Source organism: Streptomyces sp. NPDC048481 (assembly GCF_043200075.1).
GTDB lineage: Bacteria > Actinomycetota > Actinomycetes > Streptomycetales > Streptomycetaceae > Streptomyces.
The window spans coordinates 103,081-122,008 of sequence record NZ_JBICXC010000001.1 but is presented as its reverse complement, the minus strand read 5'-3'; the positions used below and the strand labels follow the sequence as shown (position 1 = coordinate 122,008).

Annotated in this window: 18 protein-coding genes; 12 read left to right on the top strand and 6 right to left on the bottom strand. The window is 72.5% G+C overall.

The window, feature by feature from the left end:
- Window positions 1-42 precede the first annotated feature (42 nt).
- From clpS to ACGFSH_RS00460, 4 genes are all read left to right on the top strand, one after another.
- Window positions 43-360, top strand: coding sequence for an ATP-dependent Clp protease adapter ClpS (gene clpS / locus ACGFSH_RS00475; protein WP_190147340.1), 318 nt, complete (start codon window positions 43-45; stop codon window positions 358-360).
- An 11-nt stretch (window positions 361-371) separates the two neighbouring features.
- Window positions 372-980 (top strand): DUF2017 domain-containing protein, encoded by a 609-nt coding sequence (locus tag ACGFSH_RS00470; protein WP_393343488.1) that lies wholly within the window; start codon window positions 372-374, stop codon window positions 978-980.
- A gap of 320 nt (window positions 981-1,300) precedes the next feature.
- Complete coding sequence (locus ACGFSH_RS00465) at window positions 1,301-2,734, top strand: amino acid permease (RefSeq protein WP_393343486.1); 1,434 nt, start codon at window positions 1,301-1,303, stop codon at window positions 2,732-2,734.
- Window positions 2,735-2,961: 227 nt separating this feature from the next.
- Window positions 2,962-3,384 carry a M67 family metallopeptidase gene (locus ACGFSH_RS00460; RefSeq protein ID WP_329410421.1) on the top strand — a complete coding sequence of 141 codons (423 nt, stop codon included), beginning with the start codon at window positions 2,962-2,964 and terminating at the stop codon, window positions 3,382-3,384.
- 26 nt (window positions 3,385-3,410) lie between these two features.
- On the opposite strand, the gene ACGFSH_RS00455 is transcribed toward ACGFSH_RS00460, so the two are convergent.
- Entirely contained in the window at window positions 3,411-3,764 is a 354-nt protein-coding gene (locus ACGFSH_RS00455) for a hypothetical protein (protein WP_329410423.1), read from the bottom strand.
- Window positions 3,765-3,896: 132 nt separating this feature from the next.
- Entirely contained in the window at window positions 3,897-6,245 is a 2,349-nt protein-coding gene (locus tag ACGFSH_RS00450; RefSeq protein WP_393343483.1) for an immune inhibitor A domain-containing protein, read from the bottom strand.
- A 373-nt stretch (window positions 6,246-6,618) separates the two neighbouring features.
- Between ACGFSH_RS00450 and ACGFSH_RS00445 the strand changes: the two genes are divergently transcribed.
- Window positions 6,619-6,987 carry a hypothetical protein gene (locus tag ACGFSH_RS00445; protein ID WP_393343481.1) on the top strand — a complete coding sequence of 123 codons (369 nt, stop codon included), beginning with the start codon at window positions 6,619-6,621 and terminating at the stop codon, window positions 6,985-6,987.
- A 98-nt stretch (window positions 6,988-7,085) separates the two neighbouring features.
- Here the strand turns inward: ACGFSH_RS00445 and ACGFSH_RS00440 are convergent, their stop codons facing one another.
- Entirely contained in the window at window positions 7,086-7,922 is an 837-nt protein-coding gene (locus ACGFSH_RS00440) for an RDD family protein (protein ID WP_393343479.1), read from the bottom strand.
- A 71-nt stretch (window positions 7,923-7,993) separates the two neighbouring features.
- Window positions 7,994-9,547, bottom strand: coding sequence for an RDD family protein (locus ACGFSH_RS00435; RefSeq protein ID WP_393343477.1), 1,554 nt, complete (start codon window positions 9,545-9,547; stop codon window positions 7,994-7,996).
- A gap of 306 nt (window positions 9,548-9,853) precedes the next feature.
- Between ACGFSH_RS00435 and ACGFSH_RS00430 the strand changes: the two genes are divergently transcribed.
- Window positions 9,854-10,372, top strand: a complete 519-nt coding sequence (locus ACGFSH_RS00430) for an SsgA family sporulation/cell division regulator (RefSeq protein ID WP_393343475.1) — start codon at window positions 9,854-9,856, stop codon at window positions 10,370-10,372.
- An 83-nt stretch (window positions 10,373-10,455) separates the two neighbouring features.
- Here ACGFSH_RS00430 and ACGFSH_RS00425 read toward each other — a convergent pair whose 3' ends face one another.
- On the bottom strand, window positions 10,456-11,862 hold the full coding sequence (locus tag ACGFSH_RS00425; protein ID WP_393343473.1) for an FAD-binding oxidoreductase: 1,407 nt from the start codon (window positions 11,860-11,862) through the stop codon (window positions 10,456-10,458).
- Window positions 11,863-11,954: 92 nt separating this feature from the next.
- Here ACGFSH_RS00425 and ACGFSH_RS00420 point away from each other — a divergent pair, with 92 nt between their 5' ends.
- The gene (locus tag ACGFSH_RS00420) at window positions 11,955-13,346 is read left to right on the top strand and encodes a tetratricopeptide repeat protein (protein WP_393343471.1); all 1,392 of its coding nucleotides are present in this window, start codon (window positions 11,955-11,957) and stop codon (window positions 13,344-13,346) included.
- A gap of 87 nt (window positions 13,347-13,433) precedes the next feature.
- Here the strand turns inward: ACGFSH_RS00420 and hppD are convergent, their stop codons facing one another.
- On the bottom strand, window positions 13,434-14,579 hold the full coding sequence (hppD, locus tag ACGFSH_RS00415; RefSeq protein ID WP_393343469.1) for a 4-hydroxyphenylpyruvate dioxygenase: 1,146 nt from the start codon (window positions 14,577-14,579) through the stop codon (window positions 13,434-13,436).
- A 125-nt stretch (window positions 14,580-14,704) separates the two neighbouring features.
- On the opposite strand from hppD, the gene ACGFSH_RS00410 reads away from it, so the two are divergent.
- From ACGFSH_RS00410 to ACGFSH_RS00390, 5 genes are read left to right on the top strand one after another with little or no spacing between them, the layout of a single operon-like run.
- Complete coding sequence (locus tag ACGFSH_RS00410; RefSeq protein WP_329410439.1) at window positions 14,705-15,199, top strand: Lrp/AsnC family transcriptional regulator; 495 nt, start codon at window positions 14,705-14,707, stop codon at window positions 15,197-15,199.
- A 6-nt stretch (window positions 15,200-15,205) separates the two neighbouring features.
- A complete protein-coding gene (locus ACGFSH_RS00405) occupies window positions 15,206-15,853 on the top strand; it encodes an ABC transporter permease (RefSeq protein WP_393343466.1) in 648 nt (215 codons plus the stop codon).
- Window positions 15,846-17,114 carry an ABC transporter ATP-binding protein gene (locus tag ACGFSH_RS00400; protein WP_393343464.1) on the top strand — a complete coding sequence of 423 codons (1,269 nt, stop codon included), beginning with the start codon at window positions 15,846-15,848 and terminating at the stop codon, window positions 17,112-17,114. The genes ACGFSH_RS00405 and ACGFSH_RS00400 overlap by 8 nt, the downstream gene beginning before the upstream one ends.
- Window positions 17,111-17,968 (top strand): ABC transporter permease, encoded by an 858-nt coding sequence (locus ACGFSH_RS00395; RefSeq protein WP_393343462.1) that lies wholly within the window; start codon window positions 17,111-17,113, stop codon window positions 17,966-17,968. The genes ACGFSH_RS00400 and ACGFSH_RS00395 overlap by 4 nt, the downstream gene beginning before the upstream one ends.
- Complete coding sequence (locus ACGFSH_RS00390; protein ID WP_393343460.1) at window positions 17,965-18,918, top strand: glycine betaine ABC transporter substrate-binding protein; 954 nt, start codon at window positions 17,965-17,967, stop codon at window positions 18,916-18,918. Before ACGFSH_RS00395 ends, ACGFSH_RS00390 begins: the two co-directional genes overlap by 4 nt.
- The last annotated feature ends 10 nt before the right edge of the window (window positions 18,919-18,928 follow it).

The following is an 18,928-nucleotide window of genomic DNA, read 5'->3' as shown; positions in this document are numbered from 1 at the left end:
CCCCTTTTCGTCGGTGTGACGATTTCAGTCCGCCGTGGCAGCATGGACGGTGTGACGTCACCCGCTCCCCTTGAGACCGAACGCACCGAGCCGGCGGAGGAGGTCTTCGCCGTTCCCGAGCCGGACGTCCCCTGGGTCACGATCGTCCACAACGATCCGGTCAACCTCATGAGCTACGTGACGTACGTCTTCCAGACGTACTTCGGGTACTCCAAGGACAAGGCCACCAAGCTCATGATGGACGTCCACCACAAGGGCCGGGCGGTCGTCTCCAGCGGCTCGCGCGAGGAGATGGAACGCGACGTGCAGGCCATGCACGGCTACGGCCTGTGGGCCACTCTTCAGCAGGACCGGAAGTAGCCTGCCCTCTTATGCCTGGACACTTCGAACCGCTCCCCGGCGGCGGCGCGGCCGTCGCGCTCGACGACGTCGAGATCTCCATCATCCGGTCGCTGGCCGTGCAGCTCCTGGAGCTGATCGGGCCCGGCCCGGCCGAGGACGCCTCCGACGACCCGCTCGCCGAGCTCTTCGCCGAGGGGCCGACCGAGCCGCCCGCCGACCCGGTGCTCAGAAGGCTCTTCCCGGACGCGTACACGGACCCCGGGGGCGCGGCGGGCGCGCGGGGCGCCGACGAGCAGAAGGCGCACTCGGCCGAGTTCCGCCGGTACACGGAGAACGACCTGCGGGCCGGCAAGCGCGACAACGCCCTCACGGTGGTGCGCTCGCTGGACGCGCTGGCGGCGGAGGCGGCCGACGCGGGCGGGGCGGTGCTGAAGCTGTCGCCGCAGGAGTCGCAGGCCTGGCTGCGCGCGCTGAACGATCTGCGGCTCGCGATCGGCTCCCGGCTGGAGATCACCGACGAGGACGACACCGACCTTCTCTACCGGCTGCCCGACGAGGATCCGCGCAAGCCGATGGTGATGGCGTACCTGTGGCTGGGCGGGCTCCAGGAGACCCTGGTGACGACCCTTATGCCGTAGTTCGCCCGCACTTTTGTTCGCTCAGAGGACGCTCAAATCCGGATAACGATCGCATTACCGCGACGGCCGGGAGTGTCCTCTTTGTGTCTCGTTCATCCGCTTCTTCTTGTGTCCTGTGCCACAGGCCGGCCGGGTGACCGATATTGCGGTCGTGATAAATCTTCACGACCGCCCGGCGAACACCACCCGTATGTTCGGCCGGGTGCGCCACCGAGCCGGTTGATCGCCGGCCAGGCACCGCTCCATCAATCCGGGGGGATCGAAACCCGATCCGGGACCGACGAGAGGCCCGGTTCGGCATGGAGAAAGGCGCACCACACATGACCTCTGAGAAGGTCACTGACACCGCTGTCACTGACACTCCCGAAGAGGGATACGAACGCGGACTCGGCAGCCGCCAGGTCCAGATGATCGCCATCGGCGGCGCCATCGGCGTCGGGCTCTTCCTGGGCGCCGGGGCGAACATCGCGAAGGCCGGTCCCAGTCTCATCCTGATGTACGCCCTCGCGGGCGGGATCATCTTCTTCATCATGCGGGCGCTGGGCGAGCTGTTGCTCTACCGCCCGGTCTCGGGCTCCTTCGCGGAGTACTCGCGCGAGTTCCTCGGCCCGTTCTTCGGCTACTTCACCGGCTGGACGTACTGGCTGATGTGGGTCGTCACCGGCATGGCCGAGCTGACGGCCGCCGCGATCTACGTCAACTACTGGTTCCCGGCCGTCCCGCAGTGGGTGACCGCGCTGGTGTTCCTGGTGATCCTGTTCGGGGTCAACCTGATCTCCGTGAAGCTCTTCGGCGAGCTGGAGTTCTGGTTCTCGATGGTGAAGGTCACCGCGCTCATCGGCATGATCGTCATCGGCCTGGGCGTCCTCACCTTCGGCTTCAGCAGCGCCGGCGACACGGCCGCGGTCTCCAACCTGTGGGCCTTCGACGGCTTCTTCCCCAAGGGCGTCGGCTCGTCCCTGATGACCCTCCAGGGCGTCATGTTCGCCTACCTGGCGGTCGAGCTGGTCGGCGTCACGGCGGGCGAGTCGCAGAACCCCGAGAAGACGCTCCCGAAGGCGATCAACACGCTGCCCTGGCGCATCGCGCTGTTCTACGTCGGCGCGCTGACCGTCATCCTGTGCGTGGTGAAGTGGACCGAGTTCGCCCCGGGCGTCTCGCCGTTCGTCGAGGCGTTCGCGAAGATCGGCATCCCGGCGGGCGCCGGCATCGTCAACTTCGTCGTGCTGACCGCGGCCCTGTCCTCGTGCAACTCGGGCATGTACTCCACCGGCCGCATGCTGCGCAACCTCGCCGACAGCGGAGAGGCCCCGGCGGCCTTCCGCAAGCTGTCGTCGACGAAGACGCCCGCCCTCGGCATCACGGTGTCCGTGCTGTTCATGGGCATCGGCGTGATCCTGAACTACGTCGTCCCGGAGAAGGCCTTCGGCTACGTCACGTCGGTGGCCACCGCGGCCGGCATCTGGACCTGGCTGATGATCCTGATCAGCCACGTGCTGTACCGCCGCGCGGTCGTCGCGGGCCGGCTGCCCGCGTCCAGCTTCCCGGCGCCGGGCGGCTCCGCGTTCAGCTGGGTGGCCATCGTGTTCCTGCTCTTCGTCACCGGCCTGATCGCCTACGACGCCGACTCGCGCGTGTGCCTGTACGTGATGGCCGGCTGGGCCGCCGCCCTCGGCGTCGGCTGGGCTGTCCTCAAGAGCCGCAACCCGCAGATCACCGACCGGCGCGAGCCGGAGCTCGAGAAGGTCGGCTGACCGGACGCGGACCGTCCCCGGGACGGCCGGCCGCAGGGAGCACTCGTGGCGCCCCCTGCGGCAGCCGCCCGGGACGCCCGCGAGCGGGCCGCCGCGCACCGTCCACCGGTGCGCGGCGGCCCGTTCGCCGTTTTCCGCACGGCCCGCCGGCCGCCCGCCGCATGCCCGCCGCCCGCCCGCCGGGACGCCACCGCGTGGCTGCGGGCCGGTTGCTTATCCTGGCGACCATGCTGACCATCACCCGGGCCCTGCACGACCAGATCGTCGCCCACGCCCGCAAGGACCACCCCGACGAGGCCTGCGGCGTCGTCGCGGGGCCGGCGGGCACGGACCGCCCCGAGCGCTTCGTCCCGATGCTGAACGCGGCCATGTCCCCCACGTTCTACGAGTTCGACTCGGGCGACCTGCTCAAGCTCTACCGCGAGATGGACGACCGCGACGAGGAGCCGGTGGTCGTCTACCACTCCCACACGGCGACGGAGGCGTACCCGTCGCGCACGGACATCTCCTACGCGAACGAGCCGGGCGCGCACTACGTCCTGGTCTCCACCGCCGACGCCGACGGCCTGGGCGAGTTCCAGTTCCGCTCGTTCCGCATCCTGGACGGCGTGGTCACCGAGGAGGACGTTCGCGTCGTCGAGGCGTACTGAGCGGCGCCACGCGGCCTTACGCGGCCCTACGCGGCCGCGCTCCCCAGCAGGGACCGTATGGGCCGCCACAACTCCGGCCCGGCCGTGACGCCGGCCGGGACGCCGCCGCCCGGCGGGGTGCGCCATATCAGGCCGTCGGGATGGTGCAGGACCGCCGTGATCTCGTCCGGGGTCGGCGGGGCGGCGTTGCCGCGCAGGTAGACGGCGCGCAGGCCCAGGTTGCGCAGCCTGGTCAGGGCGCGCGCCCGGTTGCGGGCGTGGACGAGGACGCGGACGTCCGGAACGGGGCCCGGGAGGCCCTCCCGGGCCGGGGGGCGGGGCAGGTTCAGCGCCACCACCACCATGCCGTCGGGCAGCTTGCAGAAGCCTCCTGCGGCCATGCGGTCACACCCCCGTGCGCGTCGGTGTCGAGGTCGGTGTCAATAAGAAGAGCACAGGAGGCACCTAAACACGATCGGCGACAACCCGCCAGGGGTTGCCGCCGATACGCGTCTGACCTGCTAGAACATGGGCTACTTAGCCGCGGGGCCGACCTTCACCTTGATCGTGGAGCCGTTCTTCGGCTCGCTGACGATCTTGATCGAGGTGTTGGTGTCAGTGATCTTGACACCGGCCAGCGGGGTCGAGGCATCCCAGTACGTCGACTTGCGGTCGTCGAAGACCGAGACGCCCGGACGGGACTTGACCTTGACCGCGACGTCCGCCTTGTGCAGCGTGATCGCGTCCGTCCGGTAGGTGCTGAAGGTCGAGTCGAAGCTCTGCAGACGGGCGTTCATCGCGGTGCCGTCGGCCCACTTCAGCGGGGTCGGGTGCGAGTCCACCGGCAGGATCAGACCCTCGCCCGGGTGCGCGGTGGTGTTGTTGTCCGCCTGGGAGGTGTCCCACTTCCAGATCAACAGGCCGTTCTGGTACGCGTAGTGCTCCACCCAGTCCGGACGGGTCTTCGAGAAGCCGAAGTTGTACGGGCCGACCTGGAGGGTCTTGTCGTACGACACGTACTGGCGGTTCTCGGCGATGTAGTACTGCGCGTAGTCGTCGCTGATGGACGCGCCGATGCGCGAGAAGCCGTTCGCCTTCCAGGCCGGGTCGGCGCTCTCGGCGTTGTCGGAGAAGAGCGCGGCGCCGTCGGCCGTCACCTTGATCTCGTCGGCCGTGAAGCCCTTCTGGGCCACGCCGCCGTCGGTGGCGTAGCGGAAGCGCAGGCTGATCTTCTTGCCGGCGTAGGCGTCCAGCGGGAACGTCAGCTTCTGGTACGAGGCGACGGTGCCGGTCAGCGCGGGCTTGCCGCTGCCGTCACGCGGGATGGCGGTGCCGTCGGCCAGCGTGCCGTCCACGGGCGTGTAGTTGGCGCCGTCCGTGGAGACCTCCACGTACGCGTAGTCGTAGTCCTGCTCGGCGTCCCACCAGGCGTCCATCGTCAGGGCGGCGGAGGACTTGCCGGTCAGGTCGACGTCACGGGTGAGCGTGTTGCGCAGGTCGTTGCCGCTGCCGCTCCACCACTGCGTGGCGCCCTCGGCCGGGGCGACCACCTCGGTCGTCACCTTCTTCTCCGGCAGCTGGACCACGAGCGCCTGGGCGTTCTTGGTGTTGTACTCCGCGACGCCCAGCGTGTGGCTGGACTTGCGGCCCGCCGCGGCGACGTCGTAGTCGAGCCAACCCAGCTGGAGCTTGTCCCAGGAGTTCATGTCGCCGGGCAGGTCGCCGATGGCCTTGCGGCCGGTGCCCAGCCAGGAACCGGAGGACATCAGGGTCCAGAAACCGGTGGAGTTCTCACCGGTGTTGGAGGTGTCGTACTCGTCCGGCAGGCCGAGGTCGTGGCCGTACTCGTGCGCGTAGACGCCGAGTCCGCCGTTCTCCGGCTGGATGGTGTAGTCGCCGACCCAGACGCCGGTGTCGCCGACCTGGGTGCCGCCGAGCTTGTTGGTGTCCGGGCCGGTGGCGCCGGCGTCGGTGCCGAAGGCGTACCAGCGGTGGGCCCAGATGGCGTCCTCGCCCTGAGCGCCGCCGCCCGCGGACTCGTCCTCGCCGGCGTGCACGATCTGGAAGTGGTCGATGTAGCCGTCGGGCTCGTTGAAGTTGCCGTCGCCGTCGTAGTCGTAGCGGTCCCACTGGTCGAAGGTGGCCAGCTCCGCCTTGATCTGCGCCGGGGTGGCGCCGGCCGCCTTGCGCTGGGCGACCCAGGCGTTGACGCCGTCCTGGACCGCGTACCAGGCGCCGGTGGAGGCCTTGTTGGAGCCGTAACGGGCCTCGTTGTACGGGACCTTGACCCAGTCGGTGACCTCGCCGTCGACCGAGTAGCGGCCCGAGGACTGCTTCTCGTAGTACTTCTTCAGCGACTCGGTGTTCTTGCCGGTGCCGAAGTACAGGTCCTGGAAGTGCTTCTGGTTGTAGTCCGCCTGCCAGGCCGTGGAGTTGTCCTTGGTCCGGTCGGGGGCGGCTATCTGGTTGTGCAGCGGGCCGGCCGTGCCGCCGTAACGGGCGTCGACCTGGTCGCCGAACTCGACCAGGATCGTGAAGATCTTGTCGGTCTTCTCGCGGCTCAGCTCGACGTACTTGCTGCTGCCCTTGCGGCTCTTGAGCTGGACGACCTTGGACCCGTTGCGGTCCTTGACCGTCGCCTTGCCGGATATGACCTGCTTGAGGGCTTCCTCACGCTGGGCGTCCTGCGTCTTGCTGAGCGGTCCGTCGAAGTCGTGCTCCTTGGCCTTCGCCGGCTGCGGGTCGCGGCGGTCGACCGCCGGGGCCTTCGCCGCGCCGTTCTCGGCGGCCTGCGCCACGGCGAACGTGGTGTACGTCGCCGAGGCCGCGGCCAGGGCGACGACGGTCGCGACCGTCCGATACGTCCAGGATCTACTGCTCACTTGATGTCCTCCCACGCACGCGCCCGTGCGCGCGGAAAGGGGGGATCCCTGTCAAGGAAGGTCCGCGCGCTGTTATACGCGTGTAGTCAAGTGACGCCATTTGACTACTGGTTTGCGAGAAAAGACAGACCTTGACTTGGACAAGTCAAATGCATTATCGGGAGCCCGTGTTCGCATTGCGGACATATGGCGGCAACATGACGGACCATGAGGGCGATGACGGGCGCGTGGGCCGTCCACCTGCTGGACGTCATGACTCCGTGCGCCCCCTGTGCACCGGCACCGTGGGTTAGGTCACGCTTACCGCTCGTTCCGCTCGGGCATGCAGGCGAATAGAGTCCGGACCGCCCCCGCTTCCGAGGACACGATTGCCATGCCTCGTCCGACCGCCGCACAGCTCACGTACGGTTCCTGCACCGTCATCTTCTCGACGCTCGCCATGCTGCTGCTGTCACAGACGAGTTCGGGTCCCGGGATCGCCGTCGTCGTCGTCGCCGCGGTCGCGCTCGGCGTCCTCGTCGCCATGACGGTGCCGACGCCGAAGCCGTCGAGGACCGTCGCCCGTTCCGTGAAGAGCGCGAGCACGCCCGCGGGCGCGTCCGGCGCCGCGAGTGCGGCGGCGAGCCGGCCCCAGGCCGTCAGCCTCCCCCTCGCCGTTCCCGCGCACCCGCCCGTGCAGGCGCCCGTGCCGTTCTCGGTCGCCTCGGCGTCCGAGGCCGTCCGCGAGCGCACGGCCTCCTGAACCCCCGCGCCCGGACGCCCGCGTGCGGACGGCCCGCACACCCCGTCGGGGGTGGCGGACCGTCGGCGTGCGCGGGCCGGGCCGCGGCGGGCGGGCCGTCAGCCGGTGCTGACCACCACCGTCTTGGCCGCCTTGTCGTGCAGACCCTGCTTGTACGGCTTGTCGAAGTAGCTCCAGCCGCCGCAGACCGCCGTCCACAGACAGGCGCAGCAGAACGCGAACGGCACCCACAGCACCAGCGCGCGGATGAGCGACGTCTGCACGGAGGGCGTCGAGCCGTCGTCGAGATCGGCCACCCGCAGGCCCAGCCACTTCTTGCCCAGCGTCCGGCCCGACCTCGTGGTCAGGACCGTGTCGTACGCGACGTACAGGATGACCGCGAGGAGTTCACGGCCGAAGGTCTTGCCGAACTCGATCTTGTCCGCGTTCATCGTGTACTGCGCGACCCCGAAGGCCCACGCGAGCAGCGTCACCACGATGAAGACCAGGACCATGTCGATGATCCGGGCGAGCGTGCGCCGGCCGCTCTCGGCGAGCGGGGGCATCCCGGCGAGCGGGTCGGCCGGACGGCCGCCGTAAGGGTCACCGCCGTAGGGATCGCCGCCGTACGGTCCGCCGCCGTAGGGGCCGCCCCCGTACGGGCCTCCGCCGTGGGGGTCACCCCCGGAGGGGCCGCCCCCGTACGGGCCTCCGCCGTGGGGGTCACCCCCGGAGGGGCCGCCCCCGTACGGGCCGCCCGGGGGCGGGGGCTGCCCCGCGCCCGGGCCGTACGGACCCTGCGGGCCCTGCGGCTCCTGCGGCCCCTGAGGGCCGCCTCGGGGTCCCTGGGGCGGGTCGTACGGCGAGCCCTGCGGGGGCTGAGGGGGCCGTTTCCTGAACGGGTCGTCCTCCGGCGGCTCGCCGCCGCCGGAGCCGGGGGGCGGTTCGGTCGTCATGCCCACGAGTCGACCCCGAACCCCCGCCGTCCGCATCCGGCGAGCGGCCGTACGGGGTACCGGAGGTGTCGTCAGCCCGCGACGAACGTGTGCGCCGCCTTGTCGTGCCAGCACTGGCGCCACGGCTTGTCGAACAGGCCCCAGACGACGCCCACCACGCCGACGGCGAGCAGACCGGGGACGCTGTAGACGAGCCAGCGGCGCACGGCCGCCCCGTACGTCGGGGGCTCACCGCCCTCGATGTCGCGCACGTCCAGACCGAGCAGCCTCTTGCCCAGCGTGCGGCCCCATTTCGCGGTCGGCAGCGCCTCGTACACGAGCCCGAAGACCAGCAGGACGGCGAGGACGATCCCCAGGTAGACGGACGTCGTGCCGTCGATCAGCCAGACGGTCACGGTCTCCCCGCTCAGTCTGGCCGCGTCGATCTTCTCGTCGACGTGGTCGAGGGCCCGCACGCCGAGCGGCACGGCGGCCGCGCCGGTGACGGCCGCGAGCACGACGGTGTCGACGAGGCGGGCGGCCAGCCGCTTGCCGATCCCCGCGGGACGGGCCGACGCCTGACGCCGGGCCGCCGCCTGGAAGATGTCGTCGACCGGCGGCTTCCAGGGCGCGACGGGCCCCTCCTCGGCCCCCGCGAGCCGGTGCACCTGCTGCGCCCACGAGGGCTGCCCGCCACCGGGGCCGGCGGGCGCGACCGGCGTGACCGGCTGCCGCGGGACGCCCGCGGCGGGCTGCTGCGGGACCGCCGGAGCGGCCGGAGCGGCCGGACCCTGGGCGGGTGCGGGAGCGGAGGCCGGGGCGGGGCCGGTCTGCGCGGGCCCGGCCTGCGGGGACGCGGGCGCGGCCGCCACCCGGTCCGCGGCCGCCTTGCCGGCGCCGAACCCCGGCTGCGCGGGCGCGGCGCCGCCGGCCGCGGACGGGACCCGGCCGGGCGTCTGCGCGGCCGCCTGCTCCGGGAAGGAGGAGGCGGCCGCCGGGGACGCCGGTGCGGACGCCGGGCCCTGCGCGCCCGGGGCGGGCGCGGCGTCCTGCCCGCCGGTGCGCGGGGCGGGCGCGCGGAAGGTGACGGTGCCCTCGTCGGGGACGAACCCGGGGGCGCCGGAGGGGGCCGCGCCGGGGCCCGGTGTCGGGCGGCGGAAGACGAACGTGCCGCCGGAGACCACGTCCCCGGCGCCGGCGGCGTCGTCCGGCTCGGCGGGCGGGATCGTCGCCATGCCGTCGGTGCTGGTCGAGCGGCCCTCGGGCGGCGCGGGGGAGGCGGGCGAGGGGGTGCGCGGGTCGGCGCCCTGCGGAGCGCCCCAGGAGACGCGGCGGTCCTGTTCCCCGCCGAAGCCGGACTGGTGGGCGCGGTCGGCGCCCCAGGCGGAGGCCGGTTCGGAGCGGCCGGTGCGCGGGGCGGCCGGGGCGGGGTCCTCGTCGAAGAAGTGCGGGCCGGTCTCCTCGACGGCGGGCACCGGGCCGCCGGAGGGGGGCGTGAGCGGCCGGCCGTCCGACGGTGCGGGCCGGCTGGTGCCCGGTACCCAGGAGGCACCGTTCCAGTACCGGACGTATCCAGGGATGGAAGGGTCCGGGTAGTACCCCTCGCGGGGCCTGTCGTCGCCGGGGGCCGGGGTTGGGGCGCTCATGTCCGTCGTCCCGTATCTGCTCGGGGGTGGGATGGGGGGACCACATTTATCAGACGCGCGCGTGAGCCAGGGCGGCTCTGGCCATACGGCCACCTTTCCGGGCAACCCCGTGCACGCTCTTCACACGTGCGGAACCACCCGGCGGGGCCCGGCGCGCACGGTCGCCCGGAAAAGTTCTCCGAACCCGCGTAATGGTCGCGGGGTCACGCCCTCTCCACTCGTACGGGCCCGTCCGAAGCCCGTCCGAGGCCCGCCGCGCGGGGGGCCCGGGGCCCGTCACGGGTTCCGCACCGAGAGGAGACCGTCATGCATCACACCGTCGTGGAGCGCGAGCTGGAGCTGAGGCTCATCCTGTCGCCCGAGCGCGGCATCCCGGTCCCGGCCAGGCTCGGCTACCGCAGCGACGACCCGTTCGCCGTCCATGTCACCTTCCACATCGACTCGCAGACGCCGGTGGCCTGGACGTTCGCGCGCGAGCTGCTCGTGGAGGGGGTGTTCCGGCCGTGCGGGCACGGGGACGTGCGGGTGTGGCCGACGAAGGCGGAGGGCCGCGCCGTCGTGCTGATGGCGCTCAGCTCGCCCGACGGCGACGCCCTGCTGGAGGCGCCCGCGGCCCAGGTCTCGGCCTGGCTGGAGCGGACCCTGCGGGTGGTGCCGCCCGGTTCCGAGGGCGGGCAGCTCGGCATCGACGACGCCCTGGCCGAACTGCTCGCCCCCACCCCCAGGCTGTCGGCGTCGCTGGAGCAGGGGGGAGCGGCCCCGGCGGACGACGCGTGGCTGCGCGACCCGTGGCCGGGCGACGAACCGGGCGACGCGGGTGAGTGACCGGCGGCCGCGCCCGCGACGGCGGTGCGGCCGGGGGCCGCGGTGGGGCCGGGGGCCGCGGTGGGACCGGGGCGCTGGACGAGTCAGAAGAGCTTGCCGGGGTTGAGGATGCCCAGGGGGTCGAAGGCGGCCTTGACCGCGCGCTGCATCTCCAGGCCGACGGGGCCGATCTCGCGCGCCAGCCACTCCTTCTTCAGCACGCCCACGCCGTGCTCGCCGGTGATGGTGCCGCCGAGTTCCAGGCCGAGGCCCATGATCTCGTCGAACGACTCGCGGGCGCGGCGGCGTTCGTCGGGGTCCGTCGCGTCGAAGCAGACCGTGGGGTGGGTGTTGCCGTCGCCGGCGTGGGCGACGACCCCGATGGTCAACCCGTGCTTCTCCGCGATGCGTTCGACGCCTTCGAGCATCTCGCCGAGCCTGGAGCGGGGCACGCACACGTCGTCGATCATCGTGGTGCCCCTGACGGCGTCCAGCGCGACGAGCGCCGAACGCCTGGCCTGGAGCAGGAGTTCGGACTCGGCGGCGTCCTCGGCGGGGACGACCTGCGTGGCGCCGGCCGCCTCGCACAGCGCGCCGACCGCGGCGAGGTCGGCGGCCGGGTCGGGGGTGTCGAAGGCCGCGAGGAGCAGCGCCTCGGTCGTGTCGGGCAGGCCCATGCGGGTCAGTTCGTTGACGGCCCGGACGGTGGTGCTGTCCATCAGTTCGAGGAGGGACGGCACGTGTCCGCCCGCCATGATCCGACACACCGCGTCGCACGCGGCGGCGCCGGACGCGAACTCGGCGGCGAGCGCCAGCTGCCGCGGCGGCCGCGGCCTCAGCGCCAGGATCGCCCGCACGACGACGCCCAGCGAGCCCTCGGAGCCGACGAACAGGCGGGTGAGGTCGTACCCGGCGACGCCCTTCGCGGTGCGGCGCCCGGTGGACATCAGCCGGCCGTCGGCGAGCACCACGTCGAGTCCGAGGACGTACTCGGCCGTCACCCCGTACTTGACGCAGCACAGGCCGCCGGACGCGGTGCCGATGTTGCCGCCGATCGTGCACGTCTCCCAGCTGGAGGGGTCGGGCGGGTAGTACAGGCCGTGTTCGCCCACGGCGCGGGACAGGGCCGCGTTGACGACGCCCGGTTCGACGACGGCGACGCGGTCGACCGGGTTGATCTCGATGACGCGGTCCATCCTCGTCAGGGACAGGACGATGCAGCCCTCGGTGGCGTTGGCGGCGCCGGACAGACCCGTGCGGGCGCCCTGCGGCACCACCGGGACGCGCAGCGCGGTCGCCGTGCGCATGACGTGCTGGACCTCTTCGGCCGTGCGCGGCAGGACGACGACGGCCGGGGCGCCCGCCGGGCAGAAGCCCGCCATGTCGTGGGCGTAGGAGGCCGTGACGTCCGGGTCGGTGAGGACGACGTCGGCGGGCAGGCCGGCCCGCAGACGGTCGAGGAGGCGGTCCGTCGTCTCGTCACGCGGCGCTTGGGAACGGCTCATGATCACAGGTTCGCACCCGGGGCCATCGGTGTGAACCCCGCCCGCCGGAGCCTTCGGCTGACGTCATACGGTCGTCGTACTGACGCACAGTGAGCGCCATGGAGAAGGTCTCTCGGTTTCGCCGTCGGCTGCTCGTGGGCTCGCTCGTGGGATGTCTCGCGCTGGGCGGCGGGGTACTGCTGTGTCTGCCGGGCGAGGGCCCGGCCGGGCGGACGCCCGTGCCCGCTCCCGGGGCGCAGGCGGGCGCGGCGGTCCGTTCCGGGGCGCCGGCCGCGCTCGCGGACCTGGCGGAGCTGGTCGGCGAGCGGGAGAGCCGGGTGCGGGAGCACCCGAAGGACGCGCGGTCGTGGGCGGTGCTCGGCGCCGCCTATCTGGAGCAGGGCCGGCGCACCGCCGACGCGGCCGCGCTGTACCCGAAGGCCGAGCGGGCGCTGCGGACCTCGCTGAAGGTCCGTCCGAGGAACAACGCGGACGCCCTCGACGGGCTGGCCGCGCTCGCCAACGCGCGCCGTGACTTCCCCGCGGCGCTGGCCTGGGGCGAGGCCGCGCGCAAGGCGGCGCCGCGCCGCTGGACGACGTACGCGCAGCTCATCGACGCGTACACCGGGCTGGGCGACTACAAGAAGGCCGGCAAGGCCCTCGACCGGCTGACGGCCCTGCACTCGGGGCCCGTCGTGCGGGCGCGGGCGGCGGGCGTGTACTGGGACCGGGGCCGGCGCGAGGACGCGCAGGCGGCGCTGGCGGACGCGGCGGCGGGCGCCTCCTCCCCTGCGGAGCGGGCGGCCTGGCTGGAGCGGGGCGGGGAGCTGGCGTGGGAGCGCGGCGAGCGGGAGAACGCGCTGCGGCACTTCCAGGAGGCGGTGCGGACCGATCCGGACATGCGGGCCGCGCGGGCGGGGCAGGGCCGGGCGCTGGCGGCGCTGGGGCGGACGTCGGAGGCGCTGAGCGCGTACCGGACGGCGCTGGAGAAGCAGCCGTCACCGCAGTACGCGCTGGAGCTGGGCGAGCTGTACGAGTCGCTGGGGCTCGCGCAGGCGGCGCGGGTGCAGTACGACCTGCTGCGGGCGCGGGTGCGGGCGGAGGCTGCGGGCGGGGTGGACGGGGAGCTGGTCCTCGGCCGGTTCGAGGCGGACCACGGGGATCCGGCCGCGGCGGTGCGGCGGCTGCGGGCCGAGTGGCGCCGGCAGCCGGGGGTCGCGGTGGCGGACGCGCTGGGCTGGGCGCTGCACCGGGCCGGGCAGGACCGGGAGGCCCTGGCGTTCGCCAGGACGGCCACCGACCGGGTGCACGGGGGCGCGGTGCGCAGCGCGCCGTACCTCTACCACCTGGCGGTGATCGAGCGGGATCTGGGCGCGGAGGGGCCGGCGCGGCGGCATCTGCGGGAGGCGCTTGAGATCAACCCGTACTTCTCGCCGCTGCTCGGGCCGGTGGCCCGGGCGGCGGCCGAACAGCTGGGCGACGAGCCGGCCCCGGCGGACCTGCCGTCCTGAGGGGGCGGGCGGGCCCCGTCCGGGACCGTCCGACGCCCGCCCGCCCGCGCCGTTCGCCGCGCAGCCCTCGGCTCCGGCGCCCTTCGCCTACAGGTTGCCGCGCTTGGCCTGTTCGCGCTCGATCGCCTCGAAGAGGGCCTTGAAGTTGCCCTTGCCGAAGCCCATCGAGCCGTGGCGCTCGATGATCTCGAAGAAGACGGTCGGCTTGTCCTGGACCGGCTTGGTGAAGATCTGCAGCAGGTAGCCGTCCTCGTCGCGGTCGACGAGGATCTTCAGCTCGCGCAGGGTCTCCACGGGAACACGGGTCTCGCCGGCCCACTCGCCGAGGGTGTCGTAGTAGGAGTCGGGCGTGTCGAGGAACTGGACGCCGGCCGCGCGCATCGTGCGGACCGTCTGCACGATGTCGTTGCTGTTGAGCGCGATGTGCTGGACGCCCGCGCCGCCGTAGAACTCCAGGTACTCGTCGATCTGGGACTTCTTCTTGGCGACGGCCGGCTCGTTGATCGGGAACTTGACCTTCAGGGTCCCGTCGGCGACGACCTTCGACATCAGGGCGGAGTACTCGGTGGCGATGTCGTCTCCCACGAACTCCTTCATGTTGGTGAAGCCCATGACCTTGTTGTAGAAGCCGACCCACTCGTTCATCCGGCCGAGTTCGACGTTGCCGACGCAGTGGTCCACGGCCTGGAAGGTGCGGCGGGCCGGCGGCTCGACGATCGGGGCGGCGGCGGCGAAGCCCGGGAGGTAGGGGCCGTCGTAGCCGGACCGCTCGACGAGGGTGTGGCGGGTGTCGCCGTAGGTGGCGATCGCGGCGAGGACGACGGTGCCGTGCTCGTCCTTCACCTCGTAGGGCTCGGCGATCGAGCGCGCGCCGTGCTCGACGGCGTAGGCGTGGGCGGCGCGGGCGTCCGGGACCTCGATGGCGAGGTCGACGACGCCGTCGCCGTGCTCGGCCACGTGCCGCTCCAGGAAGTGGCCCCAGGGGGTCGCGGCCTTGACGACGGAGGTGAGGACGAAGCGGGCCGAGCCGTTGGTGAGCACGTACGAGGCGGTCTCGCGGCTGCCTGTCTCCGGTCCGGAGTAGGCGACCAGCGTCATGCCGAAGGCGGTGGAGTAGTAGTGCGCCGCCTGCTTGGCGTTGCCCACGGCGAAGACGACCGCGTCCATTCCCTTGACCGGGAAGGGGTCGGCCTGCCGGGCGGTGTCGGGAGTGTGGTGTGTGGTCTGCGTCATAGCCGAAGGGTCGCCCCGGTCGGCAAGGTGCGCAATAGTTCGCTCCATCGCTGCGCAAGGTGTTCAGCGGTACGGCGGTTTCGGCGGACTTTCTGTACAGGATGACCATCAGGGAGGCGGGCGGTATGGCGATCGATCGTCTGGACGGCCGGATCATCGTGCTGCTGGCCCGGGAGCCGCGGCTGGGGGTGCTGGAGATGTCCCGGCGGCTGGGGGTGGCCCGCGGGACGGCGCAGGCGCGGCTCGACCGGCTTCAGTCGAACGGAGTCATCCGGGGCTTCGGGCCGCAGGTCGATCCGGCGGCGCTCGGCTACCCGGTCACCGCGTTCGCCACGCTGGAGATCCGGCAGGGCCAAGGGGCCGACGTGCGGGCGCACTTGGACTCCGTGCCGGAGGTGCTGGAGCTGCACACCACGACCGGCAGCGGGGACATGCTGTGCCGGCTGGTGGCGCGCTCCAACGCCGATCTCCAGCGGGTCATCGACCGGGTCGTCGGCTTTGATGGCATCGTCCGGGCCTCCACCGCGATCGTGATGGAGAACCCCGTTCCGCTGCGGATCATCCCGCTGGTGGAGCAGGCCGCGGACGACCGGGAAGGGCCTGGCAGACCTGTGGGGTGAGCAGCGTTGAGTTTCTGGGAGTACCTGGACGACCGGCACCGGCAACTGCTCACCGACGCCTGGCAGCACGCGAGCGTCGTCTTCCAGTGCACGCTGGCCGCGACGCTGATCGGGGTGGTGATCGGGGTCGTCACCTACCGCAGTGCCTGGGCGGGCGACCTGGCCACGGCCTCCGCGGCGACCGTCCTGACCGTCCCCTCGCTCGCGATGATCGGCCTGCTGATCCCGGTGGTCGGGCTCGGCGTGCCGCCGACGGTGATCGCGCTGACCCTGTACGGGCTGCTGCCGATCGTGCGGAACTGCGTCGTCGGGCTGCGCGGCGTCGATCCCTCGCTGGTGGACGCGGCGAACGGCATCGGCATGTCCCGGCTGACCCGGCTGGCGCGCGTCGAGCTGCCACTGGCCTGGCCGCCCATCCTGACCGGGATCCGTGTCTGCACACAGATGCTGATGGGCATCGCCGCGATCGCCGCGTACGCCTCCGGGCCCGGTCTCGGCAACGAGATCTTCCGCGGGATCGCCTCGCTGGGCAGCAGGAACGCCCTCAACCAGGTGCTCTCCGGCACGCTCGGGATCATCGTGCTGGCCCTGCTGTTCGACGCCGCGTACGCGGTCGTCGCACGCCTGACGATTCCCAGGGGGATCCGTGTCTGAGCCGCGCGGCGCGTCGATCGAGCTGGAGCACCTCACCAAGCGGTTCCCGGGCAGCGCCGAGCCGGCCGTCGACGACGTCACCCTCAGGATCGGGGCGGGCGAGACCGTCGTCCTCGTCGGGCCCTCGGGGTGCGGCAAGTCGACCACGCTGAAGATGATCAACCGGCTGATCGAGCCGAGCGGCGGGCGGATCCGCATCGGCGGCGAGGACGTCACCGGCATCGACCCGGTGAGGCTGCGCCGCGAGGTCGGCTACGCCATCCAGTCGTCCGGTCTCTTCCCGCACATGACGGTCGCGCAGAACGTCGCGCTCGTGCCCCGGATGACCGGCTGGCCGAAGGCGCGGATCCGCGCCCGGGTGGAGGAGATGCTCGACCTGGTCGGGCTCGACCCCGCCGAGTTCCGCGACCGCCACCCGCGCCAGCTGTCCGGGGGGCAGCAGCAACGGGTGGGCGTGGCACGGGCGTTGGCGGCGGATCCGCCGGTGCTGCTGATGGACGAGCCGTTCGGGGCCGTCGACCCGGTCACCCGCGGTCATCTCCAGGACGAACTGATCCGGCTCCAGCGCGAACTGCGCAGGACGATCGTGTTCGTCACCCACGACTTCGACGAGGCGATCAAGCTCGGCGACCGGATCGCGGTGCTGCGCGAGCGCTCCCGCATCGCCCAGTTCGACACCCCGGAGGCGATCCTCACCCACCCGGCGGACGGCTTCGTGTCCGGGTTCGTGGGGGCCGGTGCGGCGCTGAAGCGGCTCGGCCTCAGCCGGGTGCGGGACGTGGCGATCACCGGCTGTCCGACGGTGACCGTGGACGACCCGCTCCAGACGATCGTCGGCCGGCTGCGCTCCTGGGGGTCGCGCCCCGGCCGTCCGGGCCCGGCGGGAGGCGCGAACGAGGTCCTGCTGCTGGACCGGCGCGGCCGGCCCCTCAGGTGGCTGCGCCGCGGGGACCTGACACGGGGCTCCCTGGGGCGGGCGGGGACCCCGGTCGCCGGCACGGTGACCCGTGACGCCACCCTGCGCGACGCGCTGGAGGCGGTGCTCACGGACGACACCGGGCGGGTCGTGGTCACCGGGCGGCGCGGCGAGTACACGGGCGTCGTCGACATGGAGACCCTGCTGAACTCCGTGCGCGCGCTGCTGGAGGCCGACCGGAGCGAGGCACTGGCGGCGCGCGGCGAACCGGAGGAGGCCGAGGAGGCACCGGCCGCGCGGACGCGTGCGGAACGGGAGGGCGCGGTCGGGACGGCTCCGGCATGAGCGCCCCGCGGCTCGACGGCCGTCCGGCGGGAGATCCGGGCGGCCGGCGCGCCTACGACGGGGCGGACGCGCCGGAGGCGGCGGATCCCGCACTCCGGACGTCCGCTCCCCCGCGGCGGCGCCTCACCTGGCGGAAGCTGACCGTGCTGCCCGCCTTCCTGGTCGCCCTGCTGCTGGCGACCTGGCTGTGGTTCGAGCAGGCGGACCTGGACACGGTCACCGAGAACGCGCTCTCCGGCGGCCAGGTGACCGAGGCGCTGTGGCAGCACGTCCAGCTGACGGTGATCTCCACGTTCTTCGTGCTGGTGATCGCGCTCCCGCTGGGCGTCCTGCTCACCCGGCGCCGCTTCCGCGGGGCGGCCCCCTTCGCGCTGGCCCTGGCGAACATCGGCCAGGCGACCCCGGCGATCGGCCTGCTGGCGCTGCTGGTGATCTGGCTGGGCATCGGCCGCCGGGCCGCCCTGGCCGGCATGGTCGCCTACGCCGTCCTGCCCGTGCTCTCCAACACCGTCGCCGGGCTCAAGGCGAACGATCCGACGCTGCTGGAGGCGGCCCGCGGGATCGGCATGTCCCCGGCCGGCGTGCTGTCGCGGGTGGAACTGCCGCTGGCGGTCCCGCTCGTCCTGGCCGGCGTCCGCACCGCACTCGTGCTGAACGTCGGCACGGCGACCCTGGCGGCCTTCGGCGGGGGCGGTGGCCTGGGCGTGCTGATCACGGCCGGCATCACCAACCAGCGCATGCCCGTGCTGGTGCTGGGCTCGGTCCTCACCGTCGCCCTGGCGCTGCTGGTCGACTGGCTGGCCTCGCTCGCCGAGGTCCTGCTGCGGCCGCGCGGACTGGAGGCCGGCGCATGAGACAGGCCGCGCTCCTCGCCGGGACGCTGCTGCTGACGGCCGGCTGCGGCCTGAGCAGCGGCTCCCCCATGGTCGACGACGTCTCGCCCGGTTCGATCGGACAGGGGAAGCCGCTGCGGGGGGCCCGGCTGACGGTGACGTCCAAGTCGTTCACCGAGAACCTGATCCTGGGCGCGATGATCGGCATCGCCTTCCGGGCGGCCGGCGCGGACGTGCTGGACCGCACCGGCATCCAGGGGTCCGTCGGCAGCCGTGAGGCGGTCCGCAGGGGGGACGCCGACGCCATGTACGAGTACACGGGCACCGCCTGGATCACCTATCTGGGCAACAGCCGGCCCATCGCCGACCCGCGGCGGCAGTGGCGGGCGGTGCGCGACGCCGACGCCGGCAACGGGGTGGCCTGGCTGCCGCCGTCCCGGCTGGACAACACCTACGCGCTCGCCGAGAACCGGGCGAACCACCGCAGGCACCCCACGAGGACGCTGACGCAGGTGGCCGCGCTGTCCCGGTCGCACCCGGACGCCGTGACGCTGTGTGTGGAGGGCGAGTTCGCCAACCGGGCCGACGGACTGCGCGGCTTGGAGCGGGCGTACGGGATGGACGTGCCGGCGTCCCGGGTCACCCAGATGGACACCGGGATCATCTACACCCAGGCGGCGAAAGGGAGTTGCGCCTACGGCGAGGTGTACACCACGGACGGCCGCATCACGTCGATGGACCTGGTGGTCATGGACGACGACAAGGGCTTCTTCCCCCACTACAACGCCGCCCCCGTGGTCAACTCCGCGACACTGCGCCGGTGGCCGGCGATCGCGGGACTCCTCGGCCCGATCACGGAGAGACTCGACAACGCGGTGGCGCGGAGGCTGAACGCCGAGGTGGACGTCGACGGCCGGGACCCGCACCAGGTGGCGCTGGCGTGGATGAAGGACCAGGGCTTCGTGACGTGACCGCCCGGCA